At 26.9% G+C, this 14,899-nt stretch carries 11 protein-coding genes and 1 tRNA gene; 1 reads left to right on the top strand and 11 read right to left on the bottom strand.

The features are described 5' to 3' along the window. The first annotated feature begins 309 nt into the window (after positions 1-309). A complete protein-coding gene (gene bcp, locus B3J31_RS00325) occupies positions 310-783 on the top strand; it encodes a thioredoxin-dependent thiol peroxidase (RefSeq protein WP_035135550.1) in 474 nt (157 codons plus the stop codon). Positions 784-900: 117 nt separating this feature from the next. Here bcp and B3J31_RS00320 read toward each other — a convergent pair whose 3' ends face one another. From B3J31_RS00320 to B3J31_RS00270, 11 genes are all read right to left on the bottom strand, one after another. After that, positions 901-3,768 (bottom strand): VWA domain-containing protein, encoded by a 2,868-nt coding sequence (locus tag B3J31_RS00320; RefSeq protein ID WP_346873553.1) that lies wholly within the window; start codon positions 3,766-3,768, stop codon positions 901-903. Between the two features lie 59 nt (positions 3,769-3,827). After that, the gene (locus tag B3J31_RS00315; RefSeq protein ID WP_346873552.1) at positions 3,828-5,615 is read right to left on the bottom strand and encodes a VWA domain-containing protein; all 1,788 of its coding nucleotides are present in this window, start codon (positions 5,613-5,615) and stop codon (positions 3,828-3,830) included. Positions 5,616-5,626: 11 nt separating this feature from the next. Beyond that, positions 5,627-6,508, bottom strand: coding sequence for a DUF58 domain-containing protein (locus B3J31_RS00310; protein WP_150845128.1), 882 nt, complete (start codon positions 6,506-6,508; stop codon positions 5,627-5,629). A gap of 1 nt (position 6,509) precedes the next feature. Next, complete coding sequence (locus tag B3J31_RS00305) at positions 6,510-7,493, bottom strand: MoxR family ATPase (protein WP_346866949.1); 984 nt, start codon at positions 7,491-7,493, stop codon at positions 6,510-6,512. A gap of 14 nt (positions 7,494-7,507) precedes the next feature. Further along, positions 7,508-9,049, bottom strand: coding sequence for a hypothetical protein (locus B3J31_RS00300; RefSeq protein WP_150845130.1), 1,542 nt, complete (start codon positions 9,047-9,049; stop codon positions 7,508-7,510). Next, complete coding sequence (locus B3J31_RS00295; protein WP_150845131.1) at positions 9,046-9,915, bottom strand: ABC transporter permease subunit; 870 nt, start codon at positions 9,913-9,915, stop codon at positions 9,046-9,048. The genes B3J31_RS00300 and B3J31_RS00295 overlap by 4 nt, the downstream gene beginning before the upstream one ends. 12 nt (positions 9,916-9,927) lie before the next feature. Next, positions 9,928-10,854 (bottom strand): ATP-binding cassette domain-containing protein, encoded by a 927-nt coding sequence (locus B3J31_RS00290; protein WP_150845132.1) that lies wholly within the window; start codon positions 10,852-10,854, stop codon positions 9,928-9,930. After that, entirely contained in the window at positions 10,855-13,239 is a 2,385-nt protein-coding gene (locus tag B3J31_RS00285; protein ID WP_346873551.1) for a hypothetical protein, read from the bottom strand. It lies immediately after the preceding gene. A gap of 295 nt (positions 13,240-13,534) precedes the next feature. Continuing rightward, positions 13,535-14,260 carry a viral A-type inclusion protein gene (locus tag B3J31_RS00280; protein WP_346873550.1) on the bottom strand — a complete coding sequence of 242 codons (726 nt, stop codon included), beginning with the start codon at positions 14,258-14,260 and terminating at the stop codon, positions 13,535-13,537. 13 nt (positions 14,261-14,273) lie between these two features. Beyond that, positions 14,274-14,627, bottom strand: a complete 354-nt coding sequence (locus B3J31_RS00275) for a hypothetical protein (protein WP_346873549.1) — start codon at positions 14,625-14,627, stop codon at positions 14,274-14,276. Between the two features lie 176 nt (positions 14,628-14,803). After that, positions 14,804-14,879 (bottom strand) — tRNA-Phe (locus B3J31_RS00270). Between the last annotated feature and the right edge of the window lie 20 nt (positions 14,880-14,899).

Below are 14,899 nucleotides of genomic sequence, written 5' to 3'. Positions count from 1 at the left end.
AATTTCTTGTTGTTTTCTGCCGTATCTCTCAGTGACAAGACTTATCTTATCATGATCTTAAATAGATTCAATTTCATTATTTACCTATTAGCTAGATAATATTCATATATTCCTATATTTTTCACCAACATACTTCTATTTTCTTGTACTGATACACCAGGACAAGTATCCTTATATATGTTTACTATATATGTATATTAATCCTTTTTTCTAGACTTTTTGTATATTTTAATCCCCATTAATGTTATAATATTAATAATAGATATTAGTTAATTATTAGTATTAACTTTCTTTAGGAGGATGATAATAATGAATGATACATTACAATTAAAAAAAGCTCCAAACTTTTCTTTAATAGGTAGTGATAACAATACTCACTCAATTGGTGACTTCTTAGGCAAAAATATAGTATTATACTTTTATCCAAAAGATAATACCCAAGGTTGTACAAATGAAGCTATAAACTTTAGAGATAGCAAAGAAATATTAGATGAATTAGATACAGTAATTATTGGAATTAGTAAAGACAGTGTTAAATCTCATGAAAGGTTTATTGAGAAACAAGAACTTAACTTTCTTTTGTTAGCTGATGAAGATAAATCTGTTTGTCAATTATATGATGTTCTAAAAGAAAAGAATATGTATGGTAAAAAGACTATTGGAATAGAAAGAAGTACTTTCATAATAAATAAAGATGGCTACATAGTTAAAGAATTTAGAAAAGTTAAAGTTCCAGGCCATGTAGATACAGTAGTTAACTTCATTAAAGAAAATTTAGTATAGATATATCATTTAAAACATATTTTTAACAAAACATCTAACTATTTATATATAATTAAAATGAGCAACCCTTTCACTTACAATAAAAGGGTTGCTCATTTTAAATTTAAACATATATTTTTAATCTTCATTTCTCTCACGCTTCTTTTTTAATAACTCACCTGTGTTAAGACCCCCATTTTGATTTTTGGATTTATACCTATTAAGTCTATCTTTATACATGCTTATACGCTTTATATTAGTTTTTTCCTGTTTTATATCTAGCTTTTTTTCTTCTAGATCTGTTTTTATAATTTCTTTTTTAAATATATTTTCTTCTTCTTTATTTTTCTTAGTTAAACTACCTATCTTTTTTGCTTTTATAGTATTATTTTCTTCTTTGTATTGTTCTATTTTACTTGCATATATCTTTTCTTTAATGTTATAAAAGAGCTTCTTGTTTATATACCTCTTTAAACCTAACCTTCTATAAGTTATATCAAATAAAAACAATAACATAGCTGTTATTAATAATAAATTAGTTATATTTCTTTTAGTATGCCCCTTATTGCTCTTTATCTCATATATATCCTCTACAGAATTTATAATTTTTCCTTCAGTATCTTCTACTAAAGCTAATAAACTATTAGATTGTTCTTGAAATTTATATTCGGGAGAATATTGATATGCAAACCCTCCTAATTGACTAGCTATAGTCTTACCTTGTAACTCTTCAGTAATGTTAAAACTATAGAATCCCAATTCACTCATAGGTACATTTCCTTCATATTTACCAGGTGATACTTGTTTTAGTTCAAATTCTGACGTAGTGTTTCCTTCAAAGGTATACGCTCCTTTAACCTTCTTATTATCCTCATGATTGTTAGTCTCATATTGTACTTTGGCAATACTTCCTTCCTGTGTAATACTTAAATTTCCACTACTATCATAATCAATCATTGTCCATGATATTATATTACTAAAAAGTTGTGGTGTTTTTTCAAACGCTAATAAATCTTTACTCCATTGACCATTTACATCTGAGGTAAATGCTACTACTCTACCAATACCATATTGCCATGCTGCTAAAACTGGTTCATCCATATGAGAAGTCATTATCTCTATAGCTGTATTTTTTATAGAAGTGCCTATATAACCAAAAAGATGTGGAAATTTCCCTCCATCTATAACATTATTCAAAATATCATGATGAGCAGATACTTTAGGAGTAAATTCTTCATTTATTAAGTATTCCCCAGTAGATATTAATATTTCATTTGCAAATATTCTTGGTACATCTGTATATATATCACTATGATAGTACCTCCCCCCAGCATTATTACTTAGCCACTCTAACAATTGATTATTACTATCAGTACCTATAGACACTGTAGATAAAGTCATTTTATCCTTCTTAATATCATTTATTAAAGCTTTATATTCATTTTCTCCCATACCATCTTGTCCATCTGTTAATAGTATTATATGTTTTATTTTTGCACTACTTTCTTTTTGCTTGTTATAAGCTTCATTTAGCGCTGAATATATAGACGTTCCACCTTCAGCTATAATACTATTAATTTTATCAGAAACCGCATCTTTATTAGATAACTTTTGCATAGGTACCGCCCAGCTATATTCTGTATTAAAAGTTACTACACCTATATTATCAGTTTCTCTTAAATTATCTAGGGATCTAATTGCAGCCTCTTTTGCTAAACTAATTTTACTAAAACTTCCTTGATCTGAAGACAGCATACTAGAAGATCTATCTAATACCAATGTTAAAGATATCTCCGGAATTTCATTTTTACCTTTCTTATCAGAGCTAACAGGAAGTATCTCTTCAAAAACCGAATTCTTATATCCCCCTAAAGCATAAGAATTATCTCCCCCTGTAGTTATAACTGCACCACCATAATCTTTCACATAACTTTCCACATTATCTAAAAAACCCTTAGGTAAATCATCTACATGGGTATTACAAAGAAATATTCCCTTATATTCTATAAGCTCATTTATAGATCTAGGTGCAGTACTCGGATTTATCATAGTATAACTACTACCTATGGTCTTTAGATTTTCTTCAAGTCCCTTTCCTTCACCAATTTTCCCTTGTATTACTAAAATCTCTGGTTTTGAAACTATATTAGTATATGTTGTATATTCATTATTATATGAAATTCCATCATTTTGTGGATCTATAACTACTTTATATGGTTTAAATCCACCTTTATGTTGAATATCTTTAAATAAAAATGTATTATCGCCCTTTTCTATATCAATTTCTTTTTCACTTTTTTTTTCTCTTCCTGAATATACTGATACCTTTGATTTTGTCTTAATATTAGATTTAATATTTACAGTTACAGAAAATTCTTCTCCTATAGCTACTTTGTCGAGTATATCTATATCTTCTATATATACATCTTCTACTTGTTCACTATCTACTTTATATACTTGAAAATCAATTTTATTATCCTTAAAATAAGTGGACGTTTCTAATATATCACCTTGATTTTCTTTTCCATCTGTAATTAAAACTACTCTCTTATAGTCACTATCTTTAAACATGCTTAAAGAAAATTTTATTGCTTCTTCTATATTAGTAGTATTACCAATTGGAGAAGTTTGAATATCATTAAAGCTTTTAGAGTAGGTAAGGAACTGTTCTATTTCTTGATTTTCACCAAAAGTAACTATTCCTATTTTATTATTTGATGGTGAAGCTTCTATAGCACTTTTTACAAATTCCTTTATTTCACCTTTATAATTACTCATACTATGAGATAAATCCAATAAAAATATGGTTGACGAATCCTTTGTCTTAATACTTATACTTATGTTACACATAGCAAGTATAAGTATTGTTATAATAATAAACCTATTTATATTAATAAAACTAATACCCTTGTCTTTAAATTTAATCTTTTTAGATATCAAGTACATTACCATGAAAATTAGTGGTATTAAAAATAACAAATATACTTTTTCAATTTCAAAGTTCACTCCAGCCCCCCCTTTCTAATGATTATATAGCTATAAAAAATTAATTTTTAATATATACTTTAATATCCCTTTTTATACAAAATCCATTCCACAATAATTAAAAGCATAATTAAACTTATTATATAAGGTGTTATATTTAACATGCCTTTAATGCTACCCTTGTTATTTGATCTAGCTTCTATATCCTCTATAGTATCCTCCATTATATTTCCTTCCTCAATAGATGGAAAATTAACAGAGAACATTTCATTAAAACTATGATTATTATCTTCTATAGCATAAACTCCAAGGTCTAAATTTTCCTTTAATATACTATCATTCTCTATAGTATGCACTCTTCCACTGGGAGTAGTTAAAATTAATTCATCATATGCAAAGCTTCCATTTATTTTTATATCCTCTCCACCAATATAATTACTATTAACTATTTTTCTATCTATAAGCTCTTCACATATATAATCAATGAGCATAGGAAACTCTGCTTTAAGTGGTAAATCAGTATCATGAAAATCAAAATTTACTACAGCAACTTTCTGATTATTATGTTTCCCGAGAAATAATACAGATTTATCTCCTATATTTATTAAAGACTTTGCCCATGACGGCATTTCAGTCTTCTTTATTTTAGATGCTATAAATGTCATATTCTGAAGGTATTTAGGTATATCTTCACTAACTATCACAGCTTCTCCACCAGCTTGTTCACCTAATACACTAAATAAATTATTTTCTGTTGGATTAACTATTAAAATATTACCATCCTGAGGCATATATTCACCTAACATGCCATCAAAAATATATAAATTATATTTATCCTTTTCAGATATATTACTTATATCATTAGTTTTTATTACATCTGCCTTACTAACTACAGACAAAGCTTTCTCCAAAAAAACATTTTTATTACTTACAAGCAATACTTTTTTATCATCATTATTCTTCATTACATGATAAAATTTATTATCTTCTAATATGGCATCCTTTCCTGATATTTCACCTTTTAAGTAATCTATATCAGTATCTTCTATATTAAAATTAAGTGTAATCTCTTCTCCTTTTTTTAATTCTATGGAAGTAGCTTCTAGTAATTCCTTTTCCCCATAAAGATAAAAATCTCCACTATAATCATCATTTCCTCTATTGGTTATGGTTGATATTATTGATACCTTTCCATCTTCTATTTTATGAGCAATATTATCTATAGATATATTAGATTTGTTTTTATCTAAATAAACTATTCTTCCATTTATATCTCCTATGTCTAATTCTTCATCAGTTATAAATAACACCTCATAATTTTTTAGCTCTTTAGTCATTGATTCAATTAATTTTATAGAACCACTTAAATCCCCTGGACTAAAACTTTTAGTTATGCTGTCAATTTTATCTTTAACTAAGTCCTTATTTTCTGATGCTGTAACTAATACCTCAACATCCTTGTTTGCTGTAATAATTGATATCTTTGTACCATTTGCAGCAGATTCTATATATTCTTTAGCTATAGCTTTTCCTCTACTTATACAGGTTTCCTCCTTATTTACACCTAACATACTAGCTGAGTTGTCTATTACTATTATTAAATCAGTATATTCCTTACCAAAAAATCTTATAAATGGATTCATAAGAGCTAATATAATTAGTAATGTAATCAATATTTGAAGAAATAACATAATATTTTTCTTTAATTTTTCAAAAGGACTATTAACTTCTAGTGTTTTATATATTTCTTGCCAAAATATTAAGGATGATACTGAGAGATCCTCAGATTTTTCCTTTAAAATATATAATAAAATTAAAAAGGGTATGGTTACTAAAAAAAATAATGGCCATATATTCAAAAAGCTCATAAATTTCCTCCTTACCCTAAAAGTTTATGATTAAATAAATCTGTTAAAATTATTTTTTCTATATCCTCTTCCGAATTTACCTTTATAAAAGCTCCACCATACTTTTTAACTATGTTTCTTAACATATCCTCATGTTCTTTTATCCTAGATTTATATAATTTTAATACCTTTGGTGTTATTGATACTTTTGCTTCATCCTTAGTTTCCATATCTATAATATTCTTAGTTCCCATAAACTCAGGATTTCTTTCTTCTTCACATAATATTTGTATAAATACAACCTGTTGTTTTTTATAAGTAAGATACTTCACTATTTCTTCTATTTCTTCTTCTCCATTAGAAATTAAAAAATCCGATATTAGAATAGACATACCTATATTAGTAAATCTATTTTTTAATATAGTTGATTTCAGGTTTGTTTTACCACTAAACTCTAAGCTTTCTAAGCCATCTATAATCTTTATAAAAGATTCTTTTCCTCTTGACCTGTTAAATAGTTCAGTTCCCTCTTCCTTTAATACACTAATTCTTACCCTGTCAAGATTATTAATAGCAATATAACTTAAGGATGCTGCTATTTTTAAGGCCATGTTCCCTTTATTAAATTCTCCAAAATCCATAGATTTGCTACAATCTATAAATATACTAAAGTTACCTTCTCTTTCTTCCATAAAAAGTTTTACAAATAATTTTTCAAATCTTCCATAAGCATTCCAATCTACCCTTCTAAAATCGTCCCCATGAACATACTCTCTAAAATCTGAGAACTCTACTGAAGTTCCTCTAGCTTTAGATTTCCGCCCTCCTTGAGTTCCTTTGGATAACTTAAGATTTAATTTTATACTAATATTATTTAGTTTTTTAAAAAATTCTTTATCAAATTTCCTGTTCATTTTATATAACCTTCAAACTTTTAATAACTTCTTTAATAACCATATCAGTAGTTATACCTTCTGATACAGCTTCAAAATTAAGGAATATTCTATGTCTCAACACTGCATATGCAATATCATTTATATCTTCAAAGGCCACATTAAGTCTACCCTTTAAAATAGCTTCTACCTTAGAACCATTAAAAAGACCTTGAGCTCCCCTTGGACTTGCTCCTACTTCTACATACTTTTTTACAAAATCATTAGAATATTCACTTTCAGGATGAGTTGCTAATATGAGTTTTAGCGCGTATTCTTTAACTGCCTCTGCCATAGGTACTTCTCTTACAATAGACCTCATAGCCAATATATCTTCACCTGTGAGTATACCTTTCAAATCTACATTGTTATTAGTAACAGTAATATCCATAATGTCCTTTAACTCATTTAAGGATGGAAAATCGACTTTTAACTTAAATAAAAATCTATCCATCTGAGCTTCTGGAAGGGGATAAGTTCCCTCCATCTCTATTGGATTTTGTGTAGCTAAAACCATAAATGGATTAGGTAAATTATATGTGGTTCTTCCTACGGTAACAGTTTTTTCTTGCATGGCTTCTAAAAGAGCTGATTGAGTCTTAGGAGTAGCTCTATTGATTTCATCTGCTAAAACTAAATTGGCAAATATAGGGCCTTGTTCAAATTTAAATTTAGTTTCTTCTTTATCTTTAACAATAAGGTTTGTTCCAACTACATCAGCCGGCATAAGATCCGGTGTAAATTGAATTCTAGAAAAACTTAGCTTTAGAACCTTTGAAATAGTTTTAACTAGTTGAGTTTTCCCAAGTCCTGGTACTCCTTCTAGAAGTATATTTCCTCCACATAAAATTCCTATTAAAACCTTTCTTATTACATCCTTTTGACCTATGATACCCTTAGATATTTCGACTTCACACTTATTTATTTTTTCTACAGTGCCTTCTATTAATTGCTTATTTATCTCCATTTTACACCCCATACTTATTTTAATTCTTCAAAGTATTTTTTTATTAAATCTTGTAGCGATTTTGGTATTGATTTATTTTTAAGTCCTACTATCTCACTATTAGAATATTCATGAATAATTTTTTCATAGTCTATAGAATCTCCAGCTATGTTTACTCCATTCTCTGTAGTTATACTTTGAGAATTTCCGCCTTCTGATATATTTCCTTTTAAATTATCATCAGTACCTGTATCTCTATTTGGAAGAAATACTTTTTCACCACTGTTAAGCTTTCCTTCTCCATTTTCTTTATTTCCAGTATCCCATCCACTTCCATTTCCTGAACCACTACCATTTCCACTTCCATTACCTGTGCCATTGCCGTTACCATTCCCTTGGCCATTTGTTCCATTTCCACTTTGATTATTTTGTGCTCCAGTACCATTTTTATTATCTCCATTATCAGCATTGATGGAATCCTTATTTAAACTTATCAAAGCATTTTGTAACTTACTAAGATCTATATTCCCACTACTAATGGATGCTGCTGTAGAGGATAATGCACCTTTTAAACTTTCATCTGCTATATTAGCAGATATATTCTCAAGATTATTTGAAATTTCTTCTTTATCTTCATCTTTCAAATTCTTTAAGTCTTCCCCTAATTTATCTAAAGCTTCTTTAATTTTATCTTCATCCTGAGAGTTTATAGCTTCACTAAGCTCTTTCATTTTGTCAATTTTAGATAACTCCTTAGCTATTTCATTTAAAAGAGCTAATTTTTCACTTGTTTGTTCTTTGTTTAAATTTAATTTTTTCAAAATATTCTGTATTTTATTTTTACTATACACACTATCTAAATTTTTCTCTATATTATCTAGTTTTTTCTCCAGCTTATCTAAAGCTTTTTCTGTATCTATTTTACTTTTACTCTTCTTTATTTCATCTATAGACTTATCTAATTCCTTTACTATACCTAACTTATCATCCTCTAGTAACTCCTCACTACCCTTAGTGTCCTTTTTCTCATCCTTTATTTTCTCTATTACTTCTTTATTAAACTTCTTCATCTTTCTAATCTCTCTAGCTTGGTTTTTAGCAGTAGTCGGAATACATAAAATTATAATCAAAACTGTTAGAATAGCTATTAAACTATATAAATTCTTTCTTTTTATGTGAAAAGGAGTAATTTTTGAAATCTTAATTTCTCTTATTACCTCTATGGTATCTTCCTTCTGTGCATTTGATATGTTGTCATCCTTATTTATTAATTCTAATGAAGTAATTAATCTCTCATTAAGACCCTTAGAATCTAGCTTAAGAGCTACCTTTTTATTATCTGGTCTAAGCTTATACAAATATATAAATATATAAATACTAATAGATATAGTTAATATAATAAAGCATATTTCAAATAAATTGTATATGGGTATAAATAACCCTAATATACTTGCCATAGAGGAAATACTTAATGCCACTATTAGTGACACTAGTAAATTCTCTATAAATACATTTAGCCTTATTCTTTTTCCACCCGTCTTTATAAACTTTGAAATTTGTTTATCTATATTGTTCATCTTCTCACCTTAATAATTGATTTTCTTACTGGATTTAATCTCCATGCTGAAAGTAATATTAGCAATAATGTTACTATTCCTTGATTTATTAAAGATATAACAAATATTTTATTTAAATTCATATAGTTTATTAAATCAGGAGCAAAGTATGAAATTCCATTTTGTTTAATTAGAATATATATAAACTCAATAGTCGGATTAATATACAACCAAAATGGTAGATTTATTGTAAATGTTGATATTGTATTATTAGATAATGCATCATAATAATCTCTACTAATCACAACAAAACCTATTATAATAGTTCCAATTACAATAAATAAAACCGTTAATATACTTGCCACCGTTGAAGATTTTGAACTCTTAAATACAGTAGACATAAATATCCCTATAGATCCCACATATATAGTTGTACTTATAAAAAATAGTGTTAATATAATTAATTCTTTAAAACTAGTACCCCCAACTAAGAAGTTTATAGCATATATTGGCATAGTACTAATAATTAATAAAGCAACTTTAGTTACAGTTGACATTAATTTTCCTAAAACTATTTTCATAGGTGACAGATTAGTTGAAAGTAAAATATCTAATGTCTGCCTTTCTCTTTCTCCTGTGATTGATGTAGCTGTAAGTACTGGTACGATAAACATCAATAACACCGCTTGCCCACAAGCTAAAGCAAAACTTAGTATTGTAAATTTGCTTAAATCTATTCCCATACCATATTTATCACTATTTATAATAAAATAAGCCCACATAGCTACTATTGAAAGTATCCCTACATATAACATAACCATTAAATTAAATCTGAAGGTTCTAACTCCTACCTTGCTTTCATTCTTCAATATAGGATTAATTTTCATAATTCTTTCCCCCTACTTCGATTCCTTTTCAGTAATCTTTATGAATACATCCTCTAAATTTTCACTTGCTTGAGTAAAAGAAACAATAGGTATATCCTTTAATACTAAAGCCTTAATAGTATTAGATATTTCTATTTCTCCTCCATTGAAAAATACTGTAAGTTCTTTTGAATTTTCCTTTATATTTGTTATATAAGGAAGTTCACTAAGTATAACCTTTGATTCCTTAACTTTATCTCTTACTACTATTTTTAATGGATTAGTACTACTCATTCTGCTTAGTAAGTTATTTATACCACCGGAGTATATCAAATTACCTTCTTCTATAATTCCAACTGATGTACAAATTTCATTCATTTCAGAGAGTATGTGAGAACTTATGATAACTGTCTTATCCATGTCTTTGAGATTTTTCAAAATACCCTTCATCTCAAATCTAGATCTAGGATCCATTCCTGAAGCTGGTTCGTCAAGAATTAACAGCTCTGGATTATGAACTAAACTTCTTGCAAGGCAAAGTCTTTGTTTCATTCCTCTAGATAATCCGTCTACATAGGCATCTTTTTTTTCTTCTAAGTTAACTAATTCTAGTAAATCCATTATCAAATCTTTTGATTCTTTTCCTACAATTCCATAAATAGATGCATAAAACTCCATATACTCTATAACTTTTAGGTTCTCATAAGACCCAAAGAAATCAGGCATATATCCGATTTTTTCTTTTAACTTTTTATTATCCTTTAAAGCATCTATCCCATCTACATATATTTCTCCACCATCAGCAGGTAATAGCCCAGCAATGATTTTCATAGTTGTACTTTTTCCTGCTCCATTAGGACCAATAAATCCAAATATATCTCCTTTTTTTAGATGCATATCTAATCCATTAACTGCTTTATATTTACCATAAAACTTTTCAAGATTTATTATAGTTAACATCTACTTCACCTTACCCTTCACAGAAATATCCGGAATTCTAGTCCACTCTTCATTATTACCACGAATTTTAATTTTAATATTTCCATCTAAGATGTAGTCTTCTATGTTAGTTATGCTTAACTCATCATCAAAATTTAATACTTCATAATCCTTAATCTTGTAATTGTAAATTTTATATTCACCCTTCATTTTAGAACTACCTTGAGAGTAATTCTTTTGAAAATTAATACTTTCTATAACTACATCTTCTTCTTGTAATTGATAACTAAGTATTAATTCCAAGTTTCCACTTATTGTTCTTTCATTAGGGTCATAATGTCCATCTACATTACTTTGTTCCATTATATACGGTACAAAATAACCATATGGATATTCTATAGTGCCATCTTCTGACTTATAACTTATATTTATATCATTTATGAATATAGTATCATTTTTATTCAAAGGAGCTTTACCATTTACTTTTAACTCATATTCTACTTCCTTTTCTGTAACCGCAATTAGTTTAGAAGTATTTTTATTATTATCATACATAGAGTTATTATATAAATAATCCAATAACTCACAAGTTCTTAACTCATACTTTTTATTATCTTTATTTTTATTACCATTATTATAATTATCATCTCTAATTTTATTAGTTATTTCCCACATATTTAATGCTGAAGTAAATTTATCACTATCCTCTACAGATATCTTTTCACCATTAGCTAAACTTCCCAAATCCCATATTTTATATGGAGTCATAACCACTAACTTTTTAATATCACACCCTAAGTTATTAGTAATATATCCCCTTAGCTTACCACTATAAAATTTCAATTCCTGCTCCAATGGTTCAAAGGTAGTATTAAAATTACTAACCTGAAAAACTTCCGGACTAAATGAAGACACTTCACCAAAATTATAGTATGTCTTATCCCCTTCTTTTATCATATTTAATCTCATAGTTGCATTTTCATTGCTATTATAATTATTATTATATCTATAATAGTCATTGGTATTTTCCATGAGATTTAGATTTATATCTTCTGGTTCTTCTATTACTACTTTTCTACTTTTGGCTGTTAACACCCCTAGATAACTTTCGATCTTTGTCTGTCCATCTAAATCTACTGATACAATATTTACTTTATTCGCTATAATGTCTTGTACCCTTGAATTACTACCTATAAAATATATAAGAACTGTAAACCCAATAGATATTATCGGTATTAATAACCATACATAATCTCTTTTATTTAGCCTCTTCAATACAATATAGATTAGTACACCTATAATTAATATATATATTATAAAAAGTATTATCATAAGCTGAAAAGATGGCAGACCTATATCCTTAACTGTACTTAATAATGAATTTAAATTCCAAAACCCTTCTTGGCCATTATCAATTTTATTATTAAAATCTGATGTTATTTCTCCCCATACTAAACTATTTTCACTTGATTTTGAAATCTTTTCTGCAGCTAAATCCCATGGAAATACAATAACCTGTCCATTTTTCTTAATAACCTTGCTTATAAAATTATTATCTTCAAACAAGCTCATAGAATCTTCGATATTCATTTTCACTGCTAATACATTTACATTACTTTCTCCAATACTCATGTCTCGTGATATGGCTTCAGAAAAAGTACCATTTATAATTTTATTATTAATACCACCTATAACCTTTTTATAATTCTCTCCCGTACCAACTACTAAAATTCCTCCATTAGAAATCCATTGATTTAAATTAGTTATATTATCCTCTGTTAATTTTAACGTATCATAATTATTTATAATTATCATATCAATAACATCTAAAGACTTAGAATTTTTCTCTATAACTTCTTCTGATATACTAACTGGAATTAACTTTTTATTCCCCATATCAGGATTATTATTCATATTGACATTAATATTAGATATATAATTTAAACCATTAAAATCATCAGTCAATACACCTACTAATATATCTCCATCATTTAATCTTCCTTTATTAACATTGATTGTTTCTTCATGTATAACTTCATTATTATCTGTAATTAACCTTACTTTAAACTTATTCACAATATTTATGTTGTACCACAAGCTCTTAGTTGTATTTTTAGCAATATTTATACTTTCAGTATTTAAATCATATTTATTTGTATCTGGAACCAATGTTTCAATTTGTATCTTCCCCTGAAACTCCACCCCATTGTTAGTAATCACTAAATTGATAGGAGTTTTACTATTAATTTTATATCTTCCATCTACACCATAAGAAGCTTTTAAATTTATGTTATATTTATTATCTATTGCACTTGCTATATTGAAATTTAAAATATTATATATAAAAATTATACTTAATATAGTCAGTATGAACCTGGATTTTATTAATTTGTTTTTTAAAATCATTAATTTACCCCCTAATTAATCTAAAAACATCTATTATTTATTTCTAATCTACAAATATATTTAGTTTAAATTGAATATATTTATTTTTATTTATTTTTATTTATTTTTATTTACTACATGTTTAATTTTAACATAGTTTAATTAGTAAATTTATTACAAATACATTACAATTTATTTATATATTACTTACAATTTATTTACGAAATAATTTTATAAAAATCTATATAAAATATATATTTATAAAAAAATGTAGATAAGTTTTATTTATATAACCTATCTACATTTATAATTATATTTATTTTTTTTGTAATTCTTCTTCAGCTTTTTTCTCTTCATTTTCATTGTTTTCTAATTTATCAATTTCATTCTTAATTTTATCCTTCATCCTATTAGCATTTTTATTTATATTTCCTATCTCATTGGATATCTTAGATTCTATATTCAATATACCTTTACTTAAGCTAGTTAATTTTTTATTATTATACGAATTAGAATTTTCATTGGGCTTAATATATCCTGATTCAACTTTTAATCTATTTTTTATCTCTTTTAATCTATTTATATATTCAGTAGAATGACTTATCTCTATTAGTTCATTCAAACTAGCAGATATTATAACTCCATCCTTTACTTCATCCTCATTTACTTTATTCTTTTCTGCTTCTACTTTTTTTGCTTCAAGTTCCTCTTTTTTCTTGTCTATTTCTTTTTGCTTCTCATTCATTAATAATTGTTGTATTTCAGCCTCTACTTCTTGGATTTTACTATTTATTTCTTCCATCTTATACTTTTTTTCTTCTGGACTCATCTGCTTTTCTCTTAAAGCTTCCTTTTGATGCAATAATTCTTGCTTTATCTTTTCAAAATTATTAAGTAGTTCATTTTGATTATTTTTATTATTGAATTTCAAGCTTTTACTTTCTTTGTTCTCTTCATCCACTTTAATATTTTTAACCAATGCACTTGTTTTGTTAATATTATTATTTTGTGATATGTTTATTCCCATTGCATTTATTTTCATTTGCCTTATCCCCTTATTTATTTATAATGGTATTTAAAATTTCTTCATCTTTATCTATATACTCTCTTATTTCTGGATTATTTAATAACTTTTCTCTTACAACTTCAGTTATTATTCTATTTTCATTCATTAAATCAATTAGACTTTCGGCCACTATAATATCTTCTTCTGGTCCATTATCTTTGTCTACTTTTTTTATATTATCTTTAGTTGGTTGCTTTTTAAATTTATTTAATTGCTCCTTAAAATTTTTATTTTTGTTATTATTTAAATCATCATTAATTCTGTTTGATTTATTAAGCTTTTTAACTTTCCTGTTTTCATAAATTGTAAGTTTTTCAGTTTCAAGATATGTTCTGTCTACCATAATACTCTCACTCCTATCAAACTCCATTACTTAATTATCGTATTCTTATATTTTATATTAATAGAATAATTATCCAAAATACTGAAATAAATAAAATTTAATTGATTTATACTATAGCTTATATTAGTTATAAAAACCCAATAAAAAAAGAACCTAGATTATAAAATCTAGATTCTTGGTGGCTCGAGCAGGAATCGAACCAGCGACACGAGGATTTTCAGTCCTCTGCTCTACCGACTGAGCTATCGAGCCACGTTAAAAACCTGGCAACA

Origin of the sequence: Clostridium sp. UBA5988 (assembly GCF_002435615.1) — a bacterium.
Lineage (GTDB): Bacteria > Bacillota > Clostridia > Clostridiales > Clostridiaceae > Clostridium_J > Clostridium_J sulfidigenes.
Note: the sequence above shows the minus strand (reverse complement) of the source record. Positions and strands in the feature narration are given on the sequence as shown.